Here is a 20,039-nt window from a genome sequence, read left to right as displayed (position 1 = left end):
TTCATGTAGAAGGAAATGGACTGATAGACCTGACTTTTCTAAACTTTTTGTAAAATTCGAGCTATTTAATAGGTAATTTTTACTTGTTTTTGCAGAAACCCCTCGATATATGTCAGTAATTGCGAATAGTATAATTATCCATTTTTCCGCCAAAAGGACTACAATTGATTTATAAGATTGAAACAATCATAGAGTGGTAATGTATAGGTAGAACCTTTTCAAGGAGTGTTGATAAAGTGAAGGAATTATTGAAAGAATTGATCCTGATTGACAGCTCCACCATGGAAGGGGCCAATCAGGCGGTCGAGTTTTGCAGACAATGGCTGATTGAGCAAGAATTGAAGCCAAGTTTAATCGAGAATAATGGGTACAAAATGCTCGTATGCGAGATTGGCGAAGGCGATAAAACGATTGTTTGGAATGGCCATGTAGATGTTGTCAGCGGGAAAAAGGAGCAGTTCGTCCCCGTTGAGAAGGATGGCAAAATTTATGCCAGAGGCTCAGCCGATATGAAGGCCGGCGTTGCCGCGATGATGTTCGCCATGAAGGAATTACGGGATCAAAAACCTGGTGTGAAAATCCAGCTGCAGATTGTCTCTGATGAAGAAATTGGCGGCCAAAATTGTACAGGCTACCTTGTCGAAAATGGCTATCGCGGAGATTTCGTGATCGCCTCAGAACCGACACAGCTCGGGATTGCCTTGCAGGCAAAAGGCGTCTTAAGACTTGAAGTGGAAGTAACAGGGAAATCTGCTCATGGCAGCCGTCCGTGGGAAGGCGAGAACGCAATCGTCAAAACCTATCAGGTTTACGAAAAACTGCTGGAATTGCCTTTTACCAAAGAAAGCTCGGAGTTTTATCAATCGCCGTCTATTAATCTTGCCATCATCTCAGGCGGTGAAGTTTTCAATAAAGTGCCGGATCGGTGTATCATGTCCCTTGATATCCGTTATCTTCCGGGACAAAAACCTGATACCATCATTCAGCAGATCGAGAGCATTTCCGATGGTAAAGTTACTGTTGGATTAAAAGGTATCCCAGTCGCGACGAAACCAGACGATCCATTCATCACCCAGTTAAAACCCGTCGTGGAAAAGCATATCGATGGTGAAGCCATTCTATTTGGCCAGCACGGAGCAGCAGACACCCAATTTTTCGCAGCCCATGGAATCCCGGCAATCGAGTTCGGGCCAAGTGGTGCGAACTGGCACGGTGACGATGAATTTGTATTGCTGGAATCGGTGGAAAAGTATAAAGAGATTTTAATTGATTATGTAAAATCCTACTAAAAAAGACAGCCACCCGGCTGTCTTTTTATCTGCTAAATCGATATTTCTTTGTCCAAGAATAAAACAATAACCCTAAAACCAAAACAATTTGCAGCAAAAAGACAACCGAATCCCAAAAACGTATGCTGGTCATTGGCTCTGTAAAACCAGGAACCATCATTTCTTTCACCGCGAAAATCATTTGCGGGATGTAATAATAGGCGGTTATGGCGATGGTTAAGAGGACTCCGGCCAGGTAGAAACCCGCATATGTACGGACAAGCCTTTCCTCACCGTCGAAGGTTTCCGTCTGCGGCACCCGCAAAAATGGCAGCCACCGCGCCAGAAAGTTTCGCCCATTTTCCATCAAGTTATAACAACCCGTTTTATTTTCAATCACATAATAAAGATCCGTTTTCATAAAAACAGCAGCCTGATACACCAGGCGTATGAATGTATCCAGCACCACCAGCTTCAATAAACCCATGATGAGCGAACCTTCACTTGTAAACATTTGGGCCAGCAACGCAAAGAATAACACAACAGAATCAAAATACATCCCTGCAAGGTAAAGCTTATTGCGCTTTTCAGCCGGCAGCTTCCAGACCTGTGACATGTCCGTTTCCAAAACCACTAAAAAGAGCCGATGTCCGATTTCTATCTTTGCGGGTAGACCTTCTGACCTGACCGCTAGGACATGACCGAATTCGTGGAGGAGGACGAGAACAAATGTAATCACCAGTAATACCACAATGTTTTTAATCATTATGTCAAAGATAAAAAGATCCGAATAGCGTGGAAAGAGTGTTGGCTTGGATAGCATCAGTCCAATACTTATCAAAAGGAAAACAAGATAACCCTTTGAACTTACAGAATTGAAGAAGAATTGACCTAACTTAGGTGGTATCCATGAAAAGCTTTGATAAGTTTTTATTTCTGCACTCGTCCTAGGTATTGATTCACCGTTCAACTCCCTTACCAAATCTAGATTGATAAGTTGTGATACAAAATCATATATATTTACACCTTCTCCAGGATATTTAGAATTTAATATTTTTTCGATATCGCCAAGTGCCTTATTTTGATTAATCAATTCAATAGCATCAATGCAAATTCTTGGCATTTCGTAGTAATCTGTACTACTGATATCTTCAACAATAAAGTGTTTAGTATCTTTACGAATAATTATAGGACGAAGGGATACTTTTGAGCTAGCAGTAAGATTCATATAATCACCTATTTAAATATATAGGGATGCGGCTATTAGCCAACATCCCCTCCCTATTGATCAGCCCGGCCAGTATGCGCACCACCAGCATGTAGTTTTGATTTTATTTAATTTACGGATTTTCATTTTGTCACCTCCTTTATTCTCTCAATGCTTTGAATAGGAAGGGGTTCTAGCCATTCATACCGTTCATGGAATGAAATCCATTTTGGAAAAACCTTTTCAAATAGTTCTACTAATTCTGGGTCAAATTGTGTACCCTTACCTTCTAATATTCTTTTATACGCTTCTTCAACCGGCATAGCTGACCTATAAGATCGTGATGAGGTCATTGCATCAAATGCATCTGCAATAGATACAACTCTTGCCAAATAAGGTATTTCTGTACCTTTTAATTGTTCAGGGTACCCTTTACCATCCCATCTTTCATGATGTGATTTAATAATATCAATACTCCCCGATAGTCCTCTTACCTTATTAATTGCATCAGCACCAACTTCTGGGTGTGTTTTTATAATTTCATATTCTTCTTTAGATAGTTTTCCAGGTTTCATTAGTATCGAATCTGGAATGTTCACTTTCCCTATATCATGCAGTAAACATGCGTATGTAAAAGATCTGAGTTCATCTTTAGAATAATTCCCAGTTACTTCTGCTAGAGATTTTGCATAGTATGCAACTCTTTCACTATGGCCTTTCGTATACGGATCCTTAAGTTCAATTGTAGCAATTACACCCTTAACAATCCCGGAAAGTTGATTGTCATAAGAGGTTTTTATTGCTTCAATATAGCTTTTAAAACGTTTTAAGATAATAAAACCAATTAATGAAAGAAGTAAAATCAATGCTATAGGAAACAACACTGACGAGGTTTCAAGTAAAATTCCTAAAAAAGCGTATTTCACTATGGTTCCAATAGAAACCGTCCAAAAGAAAATAGAATTAACGAAAATTGGAGCAAATAATATTAAGATTACTTCTACGATATTTCCGCTTTTATATTCCAAATCACTTCCGTAATAAGTAATTGAATCATACATAATAGTTAATAACGAATAACTTATAAAGAAAAAATATTTAATTGTAGATATATATCCTTTTTTTGCCATGAAATATACAATCGGCAACATCAATACTATTAAACAATAATAGTAATATCTAGAATCACCAAAAAAATCCACGGACTGATTCAATACTAACTTAGGGTAAAAATAAAAATAAAAAATATCAAAAGAGATAAAGGAAATATAAAACAAAGCCAAGAACCACTTAATCGCTCTTTTTTCCTCGTGGTGCAAAGATGGATCTTTAAATGAATTTTGCATTATAATACCTCGTTTTCTTAAAAGTACCTAGTCAATTTTCCCTTCATATCGCCATTATTTTGTATAAAATTAATACTTTAAATGAAATAATAAAAAAATGAATAATTTAGCCTACATCATTTTTTCACAATTCGACAATTTTCTCCATTATAAACCAAAAGAACTATTTGGTAAAATAGTCCTTTTGGTTTATTTATTGGGTTATTTTTCATTTTAATTTAATGTATTAACTGGAAACGGGCAATTGGATCGTAATAATCGTACCTTTTCCAATTTCACTTGAAATATTAAATTTCCCATCATGTTCTTCAATGATTTTTTTAGTGACCATCAAACCTAATCCATGTCCATTTTGCTTGGTTGTATAAAATGGTTCTCCCAATTTAGCGAGTGTCTCAGGAGGGATTCCGCACCCTTCATCCTTAACAGAGACAAACACTTTATCATTTTCAACTTTACCATGAGTTATTATAGTTCCTCCATTAGGCATCGCTTCCATCGCATTTTTGATTAAGTTGATAAAAACCTGTTTCATTTGATTTTCGTCGCATAACAGCATAGCGGATTGATCTACATCATATTCAATGTAGATTTCTTTCCTCTGGGCATGCGGGTCAATAACAGAAATAACATACTCAATTATATCGATTAATTTTTTCGGCGTTTTGACTGCAGTATTTGGCTTTCCCAGAATCAGCAGATCATTTACAATAGCATTTATCCGATCAATTTCATTTAGCATGATAGGATAATATTGTTCATCACCCTTATCCTTTTCTTGCTGTAGTTGCGTAAACCCCTTCAAAGAAGATAAAGGGTTTTTTATTTCATGCGCAATCGCAGTAGCCATTTGTCCAATAACAGCCAGCTTTTCTTTTTGTCGTAAATCTTCATAAATAGAAGTAATTGCATTAACATAAGATTGGAAACGATTAAGCAAAATCCATGCAATAGCAGCTATGAAAATAATTAATGCATTTGCCACTAAAACTTCAGTAGTTTGGAAAATCAACCCAGATAGTAGATATTTCAAAAAAATACCCACGCTAATAATCCAGAAGAAACGACTGCTTACAAAAATTGGAGAAAACAAGATAAAATAAATTTCTAGAATATGTCCACTATTAAACTCTTTTTCTGTTCCCCAATAAATCAAGAAATTGTTAATAGCATCTATTAATGTAAAAGATATAAAGTAAATATATTTTATTTTTTCGGGTTGACCTATTTTTACTAAGTATCTTGCTAAAGGAATCAGCGCAAATAAGAATACATGATATAGAAAACCCATTCCCCCTAGAGGTAAACCTATTTCTTCTTTAGTTAAGTATGGGATTAAATAATAATAAATAAAATCATAAGGAACTAATATAATATAAAAAGTCCACAAAAAGAACTTAACTGCTTTTACTTCTTCATAAACTAAAACCGAATTTTTTTTGAATGGTTCCATACGGAATCTCCTTAAATCTTAAAACTTGATAGCCTTATTATAGCAGGATGTGTCATATCTTGTTACTTTTTGTCTAATTTGGCAGAAGATTTTTTAATAAATATTTTTTATAGATTGAAAGGAATCTTTTATAGAATAAATGTGGACCAGGCGATTAATTGCCTGGTCCATCCTGTTTTATGCTGTTTCGCTCAGATTGTATTCATTTAGGATTCCTTCTAGTTTAAGCGCGAGTCCCATGCTGCCCTGGATTTTGAGTTTCCCTGTCATGAAGGCGGCTGTTCCATTCAGCTTGCCCATGATCATTTTCTTGAAGTTTTGATCTGACAGCTTAAGGGTGCAATCTGGAGCTGCTTCTGTTCCTTCGACAACATGTGCCGTTCCGTAAGAGATCAGCAATTGGAATGTTCCGCTGTCATCTCCTGTTATGTCATACTGATATACAGCCTTCATTTTTAGTATTGGCTCTGGTCTTTCATTCATGACCTTCTCGATTTCCTGCCATACTTCTCTGACCGACTTGCTTTCCAACATCCTCGCCACCCCTATCAATCTATTTTTTTCATCATATCCGACTGAACTCCCAAGGGGCAATACGACAATGGCAGTGTTAAAAGAAAATCCCCTACATTCATCGGGTTGCCTTCAACTTAACTACCCGTACTTGCAAAGGCTTTAAGCCCTCTATTCCAAAAAGCATAGGCAATCACACAGCAAACAACCGCAGCAACCGGGGTCCATAGTGCGAATTCTTTATAGCCTGACTTATCGATAAAATAAGCCGCCGGAAAAAATGCGGTGAACCCGTATGGAATAATCCATGTCAGGAACATGCGGATACCCTTATGATAGATCGTCAGCGGATATCTCGCAAAGTCGCTCAGGTTGAAGACGGCCCATACAATAGGAAGACTATCGATCATCCAGAAGCTGAAAGTCGCGAAAAATAAATTAATCGCCACGAAAATCAACCCAGAAGAGATGATCATGATGACCAGCATGGCAATTTCTGTCGCTCCCCAAACAAGGTCAAGCTGTGGAATCGCTGTTCCGAGAATGATCAACCCGATGATCAGCTGGCCAAAGCCATCCTGATGCAGACGATCTGCCACGACATGGAATAGTGGATTGACCGGCCTGATCAGCAGACGGTCGAGTTTCCCCGGTCTTATATACTGCCAGCCAAGCGTCCATAAATTATCAAAGAAAATCTGATGGATCGACCGGCCTGTTGCCGCTATTCCGTATATGAACAATATCTCATAAAACGACCAGCCATTAATCTGTTCAATGTGGTCAAACACTACTTTTACAAAAAAGATCGAAGCGAACTGCTCGAGCATCACTGAGGCGACACCGATCAAAAAGTCAATTCGGTACTCCATCATCACCTTCATATGGCTCTTCGCAAACTCCCAATATAATCTCGTATAACGGCGCATATAATCGCCTCCTAACCTCCAAAAATCGTAATCTGTTTAATCGCCTGCGACCAGATTACCCTTACCAAAACATATAAAGACACGAGCCAAAATAACTGGACGCCCAGTGCCATATAAGCGTCCGTCCCGCTAATGAGGCCTGAGTAAATCGAAACCGGAAGATAGACCATCGCCTGGAACGGCAGGAATTCTGTAATGGTTCTCAGCCAATCCGGGAAAAGCGTGATTGGAACCAGCGCCCCGGAGAAAAACGTAATCAATGATTCCTTCAGCACTCTCACACCCCAGACATTGACCGTCCAGAACGCAAGCACACCGACAAGGAAATCGAAGAATGTACCGATCCAGATGCCCACTAGTGCACTGAGGATAAATAAAATGATCGTCTCAGGTGATTTCGGAAAGCTTAAATCCATAAAGAAGTAAGCAATCAGCACCATCGGCAGTGTCCCCTGGATCAAATACATGATTTTCGAGCCAATATCGACCGCGAACAGTTTAAAAATCATATCGTACGGACGCATCAATTCGATTGCGACCTGGCCGTCCTTAATATTTTCCGCAAGCTCATTGCCAACACCCCCGACAAATCCCTGAAGCATCATCGCAATGACGATATACGTCAGCATCGTCTCAAGGTTGATGTTTTCAATCGTCGTCTGGTTAGCGTAGACCGCCTGCCAGAAGAAGTAAATAATCAACAGCCTCATTACCGCCGAAGCGGTCCCGGCCCAGTACCACGCTGAATAGGCCGTATTCTCCTGCATCCGTCCTTTAGCTATTTGCCAATACTTTCTCATGCTCTCCCCCCTGTTCCTGCTTGTTGTATAGCTCCTCTACGATCGTTTCGATCTTAGGATCCGCAATATTCAAATCACCAATTTCATACATGCCCATCATCTCTGAAATGACGAACGAGCTTTTAACAGCCTCATGGTCAAAAGACAGACTGACCTTCGTTTCTTCTTCATTGGGTAAAATATCTACGTGTCCATTGAGAGTATCTGGCAAAACGAATTTTTCCTTGTCAGCCAGTTCAAAATGGATCACGCGCTTTTGCCCGAATTGCTTTTTGATCTGCTCCAGCCCTCCATCGTACAAAATCGTACCGCCATCAATAATGATGATTCGGTCGCAGATTTCCTCAATATCCTGCATGTCATGTGTAGTCAGCAGCACTGTTGTGCCCCAGCGCTGATTCATTTCTTTGATAAACTTTCTGATTTTCACTTTTACCGCAATATCAAGACCGATCGTCGGCTCATCCAGATAAACAACTTTTGGCCTGTGGAGGAAGGCCGCAGCCAATTCACAGCGCATTTTTTGCCCAAGGGAAAGCTGTCTGACCGGAATGCTGAGCAACGGTTCCAGGTTCAGCACCCCTGTAAACATCGCGATTGTTTCCTGATATTCCTGCTCCGGAATCTCATAAATATGTTTTAACAAATTATAAGATTCACGAACCGGTATATCCCAGAACAGCTGCGTCCGCTGTCCGAAGACCGCCCCGATATTCACCGCATTCTTCTGGCGGTTTTCATACGGCACCAGTCCATTCACTGTCACCTTGCCAGATGTCGGTGTCAGGATTCCCGTCAGCATCTTGATCGTAGTCGACTTCCCTGCGCCATTCGCGCCAATATAGCCAACCGTCTCACCCTGTTCAATCGTAAAATTAATCCCCTTCACCGCATGCTTCGTTTCATACTTCCGGTTAAAAAGCGACTTCACCGCACCCTTAAGACCAGGGTCACGCTTCACCAATTTATATTCCTTTTTTAAATTTTCAACAGTAATCACATTATCACTCTCCAAGAACATACATTCGATTTTCAGGCACAAAAAAACCACAGACATCTGAGTCTATGGTTAGGCAGTTATTTTTCATGACAAAAATAAGCGCTACTACACACAATACAGGCAGGCCGAAGGTAAAACATATGAAATTGTCTTAGTTGCTTGATTCAAATCAATCATTTCGACTGCCTCCTTAAGTTAATACTTTCATATTGTACCTGTTAAAGGAAAAATTGGCAATATTTTTATAAAAAAATAAATAGTGCCTGATTTTACTCAGGCACCGTGAACTAATTTGTTATTGAACTTTAAAAAAGTGATTAATTCTTCCATGGTTTCAAAATGCCCAGTTGTGCCAAATTCATGGAATATATTCATCTTGCGAAGGATCCCGCCGAGGTCAAGGTCGTTGCCGACTAGATAAAGGTTCTGGCCACGTTCTTTCAATTGATCTTTAAGTTGGAGCAGGAGTAATGCTCCCGAAGCATCGACTATAGTGACTTTTTCGATATCAATCACGATATCCTCACTGCTATCCGAACTAATCGTTTTAGTGATCAATTCGGTCGCACCAAAATATAGCGGTCCTTCGAGCGTGTACACTTTTAAACTATTTTCAAACCTACTGGTGATTTTGAAGCCTTCATCGCTCATCCGCTTCATAAAAATCAGCGCGCTCATCACAATTCCAACGCCCACCGCGACCATCAGGTCAATGGCTACAGTTAAGATCATTGTCACCAGCATCACTGCAGCATCGGTTTTCGGCTCGTCCTTAAGAATTTTCAAACTGTCATAATCAAACATCGTAATCCCTGTCATGATCAATATCCCGGCAAGCACTGCAAGCGGTATCTCCTCAGCAAACGGTCCGAACACTAGCATGAAAAGTAGCAGGGCGACGCTGTGGACCATCGCTGACAGAGCAGTTTGGCCACCACTGCGCAAATTGACAACAGAACGGACAGTTGCACCTGCACCAGGCATCGCACCAAACAAACCAGCAAGCGTGTTGCCAATCCCCTGGCCGATCAATTCCTTGTTGCTCTTGTGCTTCGTGCCTGTCATATTGTCCATTACAACAGACGTAAGCAAAGAGTCTATAGATCCAAGAACCGCGATACTTAATGCCGCAGGAATCAATTGAATGATCGTGCCTAAGTCCGTAATTGGCAGATGGAATTGGGGAAGCCCTTTTGGAATTTCGCCAATCCTATCTACACTATCAAAGAATATGAAATCGTTTATAAATGGCAATGTAAAATGTACAGCAGGAAACACTTTTTCCAGAAGGATTACCGCCACTGTACCCAGAATCAGTGCCATCAGACTTGGCGGGATAACCTTGATCCATTTCATCGCAACCAGCATAAAGACAATCGTCAACAGCACAACCAAAAAGCTGCCTGTCACATACTGCAGCTGCCCCATAATAATGATGATGGCAATCCCGTTCATAAAACCGCTAACCACCGGTAACGGAATGAATTTTAAATAATTCCCGGCCTTCAGCAACCCAAAAACAATTTGAAATAACCCGCCCATGAATGCGGCAATGAACGCATACTCCAAACCTTGAGTCGCAACAATCCCTGTAAAAATAATTGTAATCGGCCCAGTCGGACCCGTAACCTGGCTCTTAGTCCCGCCAAACAAAGCCGCAAAGAAACCCGTGATTATGGCACCATACAAACCAATGATAGCACCATCAGAATTACCCGTCGCCTGCATCCCAAAAGCCAATGCCAGTGGCAGCGCCACAACCGAAACCGTAATCCCGGCCAAAAGCTCACGCTTCAGCGTCTGAAACATGTACAATACGCCTTCTTTCTTATACATTTATAAGAAAAATTATACGCCTGTTAAAATCGTTATTGAATATGAAAATAGTAAAAAGAAGTGAACATTTCGAAGTATATATTGGGGGAGTTAAAAAATATGGTCTGACTGATCAGGCAAGGCGGACCAGCCAGAAACTATGCAAGCCAATGACAGCAGTGTAACTAGCAGCAGCAAATAGTGTCAGACCTTTTACGAGCTTTGATTTTGGTACTTTTTTATACAGTGTAAGCAATACTAAAGCCACAGAAAGAAGAACTTTCAGCGCAATGAATACTCCAAGACCAAATGAATAGATCATCTCCATCAATGGATTTGCTTCAGTTATTAGTGAACTTTCAATTCCGGCAACTGTTAAGACTGCGTCGATGAGATTGAGAAGGGAAAAACAATAGAATAACAGGACCAAGTGCATCACCTTCCTTTTCATATTATTATTCCCATGCATCTCGCTGGTAACACTATTTCTTGGCCGGAATGATTGTAGCAAGTATTTCCTTAATCGTATGATTTGGAGTGTCATAACTAAAATATTGATAATTGATAAAATCTGAATATTTTTGGTAAATGTTGCTTCCTTCCTTTTTACTGTTAAAATCTAAATACTTCTTGCTAGATTTATAAGGAAAAGGCTTTATACATTCCAGGAAAGGAAATTCTTGATATACGGAGGATAGTGTCCGGATAATCCTTTTTTTGGTTTTGTGCCTTTCAGCGATTTTTATTAATAGATCAAAGTCTAAATCATCCTTCAAAAAATAAATCATCTGAATAATATCCAAATAGTATTTTAGAGAGTCAAGATTGTGGCGCCATCCATGCAGAACAATCATGTAAAATACATGGGGTCTTGATAACTCTTTAACCGAAGAGTATTGACCTAATGGCTTTGCTGCCAGCCAAAATTCTTCTATATTAAACTGGGCTGTTGACTCCTTCAGTAAATCCCAATGCAGTTCAACCACGAGAGGAATTTTTGATCCAGGAAGCATCTTACTGTAACTGCAATGAAAATGACCAGGAATTTTCTCCTCTTCCACTGTAAAACCTAGTTGGTTCACTAATTTTACGGTTGCATCAACATCATCGGTCTTCACCAACAGATCTATATCAGATGTCTTCCTCGCCCCTAAGCTCCCGAAATAGGATTCCGCGAAGCAGACACCCTTTAGTGTGATGACTTTCATACCTCGATCCTCAAAAGCATTGAGAATCTGAGTTGTTTCGTGTTTTACAAATAAATTAAGCTGTATGGTTTGAAGGTACTGCTCGTATAAATATTGGCGGAAAAAGTCTGGTACTCGCTCAAGCTTTCCTTGTATTTTCAACAAATGATAGAGCTGAGTGGAGATTGAATCTATGTCCTGATTTGTTAAAAGCTGCTCATAATAGACTTCATCACATGGCAACTCAATTTCATTTATATATAACGCTGCCATCAATTGATTTATCATGTTCATAACTCCATTCACTTAGATATCAAGTATAGATGTTCAGACTTTTTAGGCTTCAGTACAGATGAATTCAGCTTTCTGTAGAGACCATTTTCTGAAATCAACTCCTCATGAATACCCATTTGTACTACTTCTCCTTCATCCAGCACAATAATTTGATCAGCATTCTGGATTGTGGATAACCTGTGAGCAATCACAATGGTCGTCTTTCCTCTCATTAAATGTTCAAGTGCTTGTTTTACCTCCGATTCAGTATGACTATCCAAAGCAGAGGTCGCTTCATCTAGCAGCAGAATTGGGGCATCCTTTAAGATGGCTCTTGCAATAGCGATTCGCTGCTTTTGCCCGCCAGAAAGCTTAATTCCCCGTTCACCAATCTCCGAATCATATCCTTGAGGGAGTCCCATTATGAAGTCATGGATGCAGGCCTGTTTTGCAGCCTCGATCATTTCCTCCTCTAAGATTCCTTCTCTCACTAAGGAAAGATTTTCACGGATGGTTCCGGCAAATAGAAATGTCTCTTGTGGCACATGGGCAATGGAGCTTCTTAATTCTGACAGTGTCATTTCTTCTGTGGAAATGCCGTCTATTAAAATCCGACCTGCTTGAGGCTGATAAAAACCTTGAAGTAGATTGAATAACGTCGTTTTCCCTGCCCCGCTCGGACCTACAAGAGCGGTCATTTTCCCTGTTGGAATTTGCATGCTTAAGTTTGAAAAAATCATTTTATTTTCATCGTAACTGAAAGTAATATTCTTAAACTCTATTGATTTCATACTGTGTTTTACCGGTAAGTTAGTTGGTAATTCTAAGGATGCTACTGGTTTTTCAACCAATTCAATGATTCTCTCGATTGCTGTAATTGATCTCTGAAAACCTGCCCATTGTCCCGCCAGGCCAGTTAGCGGATAAACAAGATAACCAACGAGATTGGTAAAGGTTAATAAAGAGCCAATCGACATTTCTTTTTGGTAGACAAAATATGCACCGAGTGACAGACAAGTAAGAAAAACAACAGAACTAATCAGGTACCCACCGGAATAATACCAGCCCTGCAGCTTCGCGTTTTCAAGCTCTAATTTGAAATAATCATCGTTTTCACGAGTGAATTTTTCAAAGACCTTCTTCTCCAGCGTAAAAGAGCGTATAACTTGGAAGCCCTGGAAAGTTTCACTTAAAGTATTGTTGATTTGAGCAATCAAACTATGAAGCTTGCGCCCATTCCGTTTCAGCAGCAAGCCAAATCCCGCACCCGCGACAATCGCTATCGGAGCGATAAGGATGCTTATCATGGACAAAAACCAGTTAATTTGGAAGAGATAAATGAGGACTGCAATATAGGTGAGCGGCAGACGGATTAGATTAATCAAGCTGCTGCCAGTGACACCATCTATGCTATGAATATCATTGGTAAAATACGAAAGAAGATCGCCGGAACGAAGGTTGGAGGCAACACCTGCAGGCAGGCTGAGAATATGCTTGAATAAATGTTCTTTCAAATCCTTTTTCAAGCCATTTGAAGCAATCGTTTCAAAATAAATATCACAGAAATTCGAAATGATGTTCAGAACAGTAAGCCCAATCCCAATCGGAATCAGTCTTTTCAATTCCTCAAAATCACTGCGGATCGCCGCGTCGGTAATATTCCCAAAGAACCAGGCAAAAGCAATGGTAAAGAAAATATCGAACAGTAACAAAAAAAGGAGTGCCGAATAAGCCTTCCAATGTCTAAGGAAAAACGGCTTCAACATCGAAAAGGTATTACGGATATCCTTCATAGAAAAATATTGATTCGCAATCGTTATAAGCTGTTTAACTTTCGCCATAAGGTACTCCACATTTCTGCATAATGAGATTTCCAGTTAAGATACTTCCTCAAGATTCCCGACAGGACAGGCAAGGTCGTGATCAGCTTTGCCCATAGTTCAACTGAGGAACTATGCACAGATAGATTGTGTCTATTCTTTTTAATAGAAGAAAGCTTTCCGATGAGTTGTTCAGGGGTTGCGGGAAAATCATATCCAAGATTTGTATCGCCTTTGAAAAGATAATGTTGGAAGCCATCATTTGATTCTGAACGGATAAACCGGTGAGCAATCAATTGTCCGTGATCGGTGTGGAATAAAATGATCTCTCCCTTCCCAAAAGAACCCGGGCTGCATGGTACGAATTTGCATACATCCCCTCTCTGGATTAGAGGAAACATGCTGTTCCCATGAGCAGGCAATTCAAGAAAGCCATCCTTCTCAATCGCAACCTTTAAAAAACGAATTGTTTCAAGATCAAATAGCATGACAAATCAACCCACACTTCTCCAAATCAGATAGAAATTTATCAATAGCTTCATTTTCGCACTCTGCACCGTATTCCTGGTCAATTGCCATGTGCAGACTCTTCACCGTCTGAGCTTCGCGAAGCTTCAGCCAGCAAAATCCCCCCAGGTCATTAAGCCTTGTGACCGTATATTGATCAGTATCCAGAATAATCCACTCATCCTCAATATGGGTTGCCTCAAAACTATTTTTTTGAATAAATTGAACCATTATGAAATCAGCTCCCAAAATGTAGGATCTTTACGAAAATACAGTTCATAAACAGGGACCTTCTCAACCAAGATCCGCAATAATCCCATAATCCGCTGCGTTTCAGCCGGATCATGGCTCCAGTAAAACACCTTATCCATCAGTGATAATAGTGCATCAGGCTTCCTCATCTTTTCCAGACTGTTAATCTCCGCCTGGTGCAGAAGCTCTATTCCCGCTAATGGAGTTGGCTGTTGATAACCTGTGGATTGCAATTCACTGCGGAAAGGCGAATCAAATACAGTGATCCCATCCTCTTCGATTTTAACGATTGTGGCTTCGTCCGATAATAGATTACGAGGTTGCGATAGCCTTGCAGCAGTCGACTTCCCTGCTCCTGAATGACCAGCGAAGATATGCGCCTTGCCATTCTCGATTGCGCAGGATGAATGAATCAATAAACCCCAATTGTGATAGACAATGTAAGAGCTGTAGAGATTCATTAGCGCATGTTTTAAGGCTAGTTCGTCGTGGACGTGGATGGTAGCTTTTGCATAGTCATGACTTGCTTCTATAAGATAGTCTGCGCGTCGGAAATAGATTTTCTTGGTATCATTGGAGATTTGAACATAGTAATCCTGAAATGGAACTCCGTATCCATCTAGAATTGTGACATTCAAATTTGTCAGTTCATTATTAGATGGAGAAATTTGAAAAGTTCTATAAAAAACTTGTTCGTTTGTTTTATCCTCAAAACAAACTATAAGGTTCCCAAACAACGCATGCTTTTTTGTCATAACTATCTCCTCGAAATCATTAAAGTAAAATTAATTACAACGATCATTACCGTTATAGTGTCCATTATGCTTTCCATTGTTATGACCATTTCCAGGATTAACCGGACCTACGGGATGACCACCTCCAGGTTCTGTACCATTATTAGGTGGAATCCTTCCACAACCAGGATTCCAACTTTGTGCAGTTTCAAAACTAATGGGCTGATGACTTAAAACTAGTGGACTTTCGTTTATTTTAATTTCTTTCATGACACGTTCCTCCTCTTGTTCATTATAAAGAACAATGAAACTAAAATAATAGCGCGTATTCCGCACTTCGCCTTCTTTACTTATGCCATTTTATTATAACAATAAACTCTGTTCTTTTTAAAGAATATGTTTTCGACAATTTCTTTAATGCTATTTAAATTGATGTTACATTTCTTAACCAGCGACCAAACTTTGAACTCTTTTTAAAGTAATAATTCCGGTGCACCAACCACCAAAATACAAAAATACCTATTATATCCTTCACAATGTCTCCTAAAGAAAAGGATCGAAACGGAACATATAACTGGTGTATTTCATCAACTATTCCGTACCCAAGAGCAATTACAGCAGCAGTTACCTCTTGCCAGGTTCGCAACCTACCTAAACTGAGGAATACAAGGATAATGCATAAGTACAACAAGCCAAATTGAAAAAGATGAGCTAACTCCAAAGCAGCACCGATAAGCAGAAAAACAGATCTGCTCAATGAACTGGAAATACCCACTAAACTTTCAGGATCAAAGTAACTTGATTGAATCCAAATAAAGGCCATATAGCAAATGGTTAAAAGTATAAAGAATAAGCTTTTGAAAAACAACCGCATGTTTACCACCCTTGTTTAACTTTGTTTTTTATGTTTTAGCGTTCTTCAGAAGTCTTATCATTAAATCCTTATTTGGATAATCTGTTTCATTAAATTGTTTGATTACATTGTTAACGTCATACCCTACTTTAATGATGGAAGTTTGATAGAAGTTACTATCAACTTCCATGATTGTATAGGAAGCTCTTTTATCCCCATCAAAAGGCAATCCTACACTCCCTGTATTAATAATACATTTACCTTTGAAAAACTTAATATATGGTTTATGGATATGGGCACATACATATATATCAGCTTCTTCAACCATCATTGTCTTCAGAAGGTTTTCTTCATTTTCATCAGGCGGTACTATTTCAAACATGCTATGCGGAGTTGCATGAAAGGCACATATTCGGATGCCCTCGATTTCAAGCTTCATACTTTCTGGTAAGCATTGTAGATATTGAATATCATCCTTAGCCAAGTTAGATAAAGTCCATTCTCGTTCTTTATTCATCACCTCCAAGGAATTTTCCGCTACTTCTCCCAATTTAATTCCTCTTACTAGCCATTCATCAGCATTACCTTTAATCACACTTGTTTGCAGGCGTCTAACTAGGTTTAGTGAACGCTGTGGTTCTGGTCCTCTAAAACAGATATCTCCCAATATAATAATTTTATCAACACTTCTTTGTTGGATATCCTTTAATACTTCTTCCAAAGCCACTGCATTTCCATGTATGTCAGCTGCAAATGCTATACGCATGGTTTGCCCCCCATTTAGTTTTGTGCAGTTAGATAAATGGTTTCCAAAGTTTTAACTTCTTTTGCAGGTACACCCGCATAAAGGGTATTAGGTTTACAATCTTTATTAACTACCGCGCCTGCTGCGATAACGCACCCATCACCGAGTACCACTCCTGGGAGTATCGTTGCTCTAGCACCAACCCAGCAGCCTTTTCCAATTACTACTGGTTTTCTATCTGATATCCCTGCTCTTTTTCCTGGTTGCCCGATTTTGTGGCTTGATGTACATATTAAAACATCAAATGCTATTGCAGCTTTCTCTTTGATGATTACGGTTTCCCAAGCGTCAATAAAAACATTATGATTAATGAAAACGTCTTTTTCTATAACTACACTTTTACCTCTGAATATGCAACCTGCCCTTATGTTGCTTGAATTTGTTCTCATTCCAGATAATTTGTATAAGTAGTACCTTACAATTTTAGGAATTAAAAAGGACTTTGCCATCCCATTAACGACAAAGTTCCATGTAAATGATGAAATAACCCCTTTAATTTTTGACACCAAATAAACACCTCATTAGCGGAATTATTCAACACTATATACCCTTACCTTGAAGCCGTTTTTTAAAATAATAGTGGAGAGGAAATGTGATTAGCTCTTTTTCATAACGATTCATTGCTGTAATCCACATTAAAATTAAAAAAACTAATGTAAAAATAGATATCTTTATAGCGAATAACAACCAGGAATCCACTGGGAATTTACCGTTTATTGTAAATCCGAATAATAAACTGATTATTAAAGGAACACTCATGAGGATAATATTTTTCCAAAAGTCCGGAATATTAATCTGGATTTTTTTCCAATAATAAATATTTATTATTAAGACGTTTCCTATAAAAAAAGCAATAGCTGTCCCTATTGCTGCTCCAACAGGTCCCCACCACTGAACAAAAAGAATACTTAAAAATACATTTCCAACTGCAACAGCGGCGTTGATTATTGTCTTGAATTTTTGCATATTCTTTGCTTGGAGAATAACCCCTCCCATACTCTGTAATAGAGATACAATCATTGGGATTAATATGATGATCGCTATTGTGTAAGAAAGCTCATAATCCTTTCCCACCCATAGGATAATGAATTCTTTGCCAAAGACTATAAAACCACTTAGAGCAAAAGATACAACAATGTATTGAAGCCTGCCTATCCGAATAAACAAATTAGAAAGCTCTTCATCTGAAGTTTCTTTCGTCGTCATCCTGGTGACTTTACTTAAAAACACATTGGAAATTGCTGATGAAAAACCTGAAAAATAACCAGTGAACATAGTACCGATTGCATAAATTGAAATAGCTGCTGTCCCACTATATATACCCAATAGAACCTGATCTGTTGTATCATAAAGCTTGCTGATGATTAGATTTAAAAATATATAGGATGAAAAAAACATGACTTCTTTAAATAAAGAATTCTCAACTTTTTTAAAGCTTATTTTTATCCTTAAAAATCTAAAACAGTAAAACGCATTCAGAAAGATAGTGACTATATTTATAATGGCAGTGATGGTTACCATTGCCACAGTGCCATATCCCATAATTAATAAAGGCAGCATCACAAGAGGACTAATAATGGAACCTGCTATGACGACTAACTTTTGAAAAATAAACTTTTCATGTGCAAGTACAATGACACTAAATAACCCTAATCCTATACCTAAAGATAGATTCAAAGTTACTATAGCCATTAAAACTTCTAATGTTTTCTGTTCATGAACAGTTAGGGAACTTCCGAAGATAGTACCAGAATTCCAAGTAAGGAATGAGCCTGCGAGGAGAGCTATCAAACCCAGGACGAAATACATCCGAAAAAACATTCCATAAATTCTAGAACAGCTTTCTTCATCATTTAATGCTTTATACTTTGCTGTATATCTTATAACTGCATTGCCTAAACCAAAATTTAAAACCCCAATATAGCCTGTCGCTGAATTAGCTAAACTGTATAAACCGTATTCAGACTGCCCAAGCAAGTTCAACATAATTGGAGTATACAGTATGGATATTAAACTATTAATAATTAATGCAGTATAAGATAATATCGCTCCGGCTTTTAATTGATTTTTCACCTTATTAACCCACCATTATTATTTATATAAAAACTTCTATTACCTTTTGAATTTCTTCTCTATTTTCTCCAACATTGATTGTGCTAAGTTTTTTTTCGCTATGATCGTGTAGAATCAACTGTTTTAATGCGTTATAAAGCTCACTTTCTTCGAAGTTAATAACTATCCCTCTTTGTTTCGATTGAATTTGTTCCATTGCACCCACAAAATTCGTAGCAATAACATTAGTTTTGAATAGTAAAGCTTCTGCTAGAGTTATACAATATCCCTCGTGCCGTGAGGGTTGAACATAAATATCACACTGTCTCATGAAAGGATACGGATTACTTTTTGATCCCAATAATATAACATCTTGGGTTAAGTTATAATTATTTATTAGTTTTTCATATTCTCTTCTTGAACTTCCTTCTCCTATTAAGTACCAACGAACATTAAGTCCAGATTTCTTTAAATTTGCCATTACTCGGATAGCTAAATCTTGGCCCTTTTCTTTACTCAATCTTCCCACTGTTAAAATTCTGATTCCATAAAATTCATCTGTAAACCCTTCGCCTATCCTTGCTTCATCGAGCACTTTCTTTGTTGGAACTAAGTTATGAAAAACCTTCACTTTATTAGTCAAACTAGGTATGATACTTACCAACTTATTTTTTGCTTCCGATGATACAGTATAAATACTATCGAATTCGGGATAATTATTGAACGCAAAATTCTGATTGAAGCCTATTTTTGTAACATCAAAATGAATCCATTGAAATTTCTTTTTAGCACTTACTTTTCTTAAAATAAAATAGCTTATGAAGTCCATTGGACCAGCATAAGCTATTGCTGCATCATAATCATCTGAATGGAATGAAATTTTTTCCATCAAATATTTAAACAGGGAGCTTCGATCTTTTTTCATAGCTGATATAAAATAACACCAAGATAATTGGAAAAGTTCATTTATCCTTTTATTAATTAATGTTCTTATCAATATCTGTTTTGGTGGATTGTTCATTAAACTTTTTATACTTTCATATCCACTAAGCTGAATCACCTTAACTCTCTTAGGAATAAACTCTAAAAAACCGCCATACTCCTCAAGCATTAAGATGGTAATATCATACCTATCCTCTGGCATTGCATCTATCAGATTTAATAAAGCTTTCTCCGTTCCACCAATATTCATGTTAATAACCATAAATAGTACTTTTTTCTTCAT

General features: G+C 38.5%; 21 protein-coding genes. 1 reads left to right on the top strand and 20 read right to left on the bottom strand.

The window, feature by feature from the left end:
* Nucleotides 1-236 precede the first annotated feature (236 nt).
* On the top strand, nucleotides 237-1,289 hold the full coding sequence (locus QNH36_RS04625) for a M20 family metallopeptidase (RefSeq protein WP_222125052.1): 1,053 nt from the start codon (nucleotides 237-239) through the stop codon (nucleotides 1,287-1,289).
* 25 nt (nucleotides 1,290-1,314) lie between these two features.
* Here QNH36_RS04625 and QNH36_RS04620 read toward each other — a convergent pair whose 3' ends face one another.
* The 20 genes from QNH36_RS04620 to QNH36_RS04525 form a co-directional block, all read right to left on the bottom strand.
* The gene (locus tag QNH36_RS04620; protein WP_251544681.1) at nucleotides 1,315-2,496 is read right to left on the bottom strand and encodes a hypothetical protein; all 1,182 of its coding nucleotides are present in this window, start codon (nucleotides 2,494-2,496) and stop codon (nucleotides 1,315-1,317) included.
* Between the two features lie 122 nt (nucleotides 2,497-2,618).
* Nucleotides 2,619-3,821 carry an HD-GYP domain-containing protein gene (locus QNH36_RS04615; RefSeq protein ID WP_251544682.1) on the bottom strand — a complete coding sequence of 401 codons (1,203 nt, stop codon included), beginning with the start codon at nucleotides 3,819-3,821 and terminating at the stop codon, nucleotides 2,619-2,621.
* Nucleotides 3,822-4,047: 226 nt separating this feature from the next.
* A complete protein-coding gene (locus QNH36_RS04610) occupies nucleotides 4,048-5,274 on the bottom strand; it encodes an ATP-binding protein (protein WP_251544683.1) in 1,227 nt (408 codons plus the stop codon).
* Between the two features lie 177 nt (nucleotides 5,275-5,451).
* Nucleotides 5,452-5,808: an SCP2 sterol-binding domain-containing protein gene (locus tag QNH36_RS04605; RefSeq protein ID WP_251544684.1), complete on the bottom strand. Its 357-nt coding sequence runs from the start codon at nucleotides 5,806-5,808 to the stop codon at nucleotides 5,452-5,454.
* Between the two features lie 116 nt (nucleotides 5,809-5,924).
* On the bottom strand, nucleotides 5,925-6,716 hold the full coding sequence (locus tag QNH36_RS04600; RefSeq protein WP_144475251.1) for an ABC transporter permease: 792 nt from the start codon (nucleotides 6,714-6,716) through the stop codon (nucleotides 5,925-5,927).
* A gap of 11 nt (nucleotides 6,717-6,727) precedes the next feature.
* Nucleotides 6,728-7,516, bottom strand: coding sequence for an ABC transporter permease (locus tag QNH36_RS04595; protein WP_144475252.1), 789 nt, complete (start codon nucleotides 7,514-7,516; stop codon nucleotides 6,728-6,730).
* A complete protein-coding gene (locus QNH36_RS04590; protein ID WP_251544686.1) occupies nucleotides 7,491-8,516 on the bottom strand; it encodes an ABC transporter ATP-binding protein in 1,026 nt (341 codons plus the stop codon). The genes QNH36_RS04595 and QNH36_RS04590 overlap by 26 nt, the downstream gene beginning before the upstream one ends.
* A 273-nt stretch (nucleotides 8,517-8,789) precedes the next feature.
* A complete protein-coding gene (locus tag QNH36_RS04585) occupies nucleotides 8,790-10,325 on the bottom strand; it encodes a SulP family inorganic anion transporter (RefSeq protein WP_283904844.1) in 1,536 nt (511 codons plus the stop codon).
* 139 nt (nucleotides 10,326-10,464) lie between these two features.
* Nucleotides 10,465-10,782, bottom strand: a complete 318-nt coding sequence (locus tag QNH36_RS04580; protein ID WP_283904843.1) for a DUF5658 family protein — start codon at nucleotides 10,780-10,782, stop codon at nucleotides 10,465-10,467.
* Nucleotides 10,783-10,813: 31 nt separating this feature from the next.
* Entirely contained in the window at nucleotides 10,814-11,806 is a 993-nt protein-coding gene (locus QNH36_RS04575; RefSeq protein ID WP_283904842.1) for a nucleotidyltransferase family protein, read from the bottom strand.
* Between the two features lie 14 nt (nucleotides 11,807-11,820).
* Nucleotides 11,821-13,632, bottom strand: coding sequence for an ABC transporter ATP-binding protein (locus QNH36_RS04570; protein WP_283904841.1), 1,812 nt, complete (start codon nucleotides 13,630-13,632; stop codon nucleotides 11,821-11,823).
* Nucleotides 13,608-14,099: a S24/S26 family peptidase gene (locus QNH36_RS04565; RefSeq protein WP_283904840.1), complete on the bottom strand. Its 492-nt coding sequence runs from the start codon at nucleotides 14,097-14,099 to the stop codon at nucleotides 13,608-13,610. Before QNH36_RS04565 ends, QNH36_RS04570 begins: the two co-directional genes overlap by 25 nt.
* The gene (locus QNH36_RS04560; protein ID WP_283904839.1) at nucleotides 14,089-14,349 is read right to left on the bottom strand and encodes a PqqD family protein; all 261 of its coding nucleotides are present in this window, start codon (nucleotides 14,347-14,349) and stop codon (nucleotides 14,089-14,091) included. Before QNH36_RS04560 ends, QNH36_RS04565 begins: the two co-directional genes overlap by 11 nt.
* Complete coding sequence (locus QNH36_RS04555; protein ID WP_283904838.1) at nucleotides 14,349-15,125, bottom strand: hypothetical protein; 777 nt, start codon at nucleotides 15,123-15,125, stop codon at nucleotides 14,349-14,351. Before QNH36_RS04555 ends, QNH36_RS04560 begins: the two co-directional genes overlap by 1 nt.
* 30 nt (nucleotides 15,126-15,155) lie before the next feature.
* Nucleotides 15,156-15,374 (bottom strand): hypothetical protein, encoded by a 219-nt coding sequence (locus tag QNH36_RS04550; RefSeq protein WP_283904837.1) that lies wholly within the window; start codon nucleotides 15,372-15,374, stop codon nucleotides 15,156-15,158.
* A 154-nt stretch (nucleotides 15,375-15,528) separates the two neighbouring features.
* Nucleotides 15,529-15,978, bottom strand: coding sequence for a VanZ family protein (locus QNH36_RS04545; protein ID WP_283904836.1), 450 nt, complete (start codon nucleotides 15,976-15,978; stop codon nucleotides 15,529-15,531).
* Nucleotides 15,979-16,006: 28 nt separating this feature from the next.
* The gene (locus QNH36_RS04540; protein WP_283904835.1) at nucleotides 16,007-16,723 is read right to left on the bottom strand and encodes a metallophosphoesterase family protein; all 717 of its coding nucleotides are present in this window, start codon (nucleotides 16,721-16,723) and stop codon (nucleotides 16,007-16,009) included.
* A 14-nt stretch (nucleotides 16,724-16,737) separates the two neighbouring features.
* Nucleotides 16,738-17,268: an acyltransferase gene (locus tag QNH36_RS04535; RefSeq protein ID WP_283904834.1), complete on the bottom strand. Its 531-nt coding sequence runs from the start codon at nucleotides 17,266-17,268 to the stop codon at nucleotides 16,738-16,740.
* 34 nt (nucleotides 17,269-17,302) lie between these two features.
* Nucleotides 17,303-18,835 (bottom strand): oligosaccharide flippase family protein, encoded by a 1,533-nt coding sequence (locus QNH36_RS04530; RefSeq protein ID WP_283904833.1) that lies wholly within the window; start codon nucleotides 18,833-18,835, stop codon nucleotides 17,303-17,305.
* Between the two features lie 22 nt (nucleotides 18,836-18,857).
* Complete coding sequence (locus QNH36_RS04525) at nucleotides 18,858-20,039, bottom strand: glycosyltransferase (protein WP_283904832.1); 1,182 nt, start codon at nucleotides 20,037-20,039, stop codon at nucleotides 18,858-18,860.

This window comes from Mesobacillus sp. AQ2 (genome assembly GCF_030122805.1).
Taxonomy (GTDB): domain Bacteria; phylum Bacillota; class Bacilli; order Bacillales; family Cytobacillaceae; genus Mesobacillus; species Mesobacillus oceanisediminis_A.
The sequence above is the reverse complement of the archived record's forward strand: the minus strand, read 5'-3'. Positions and strand labels throughout refer to the sequence as shown.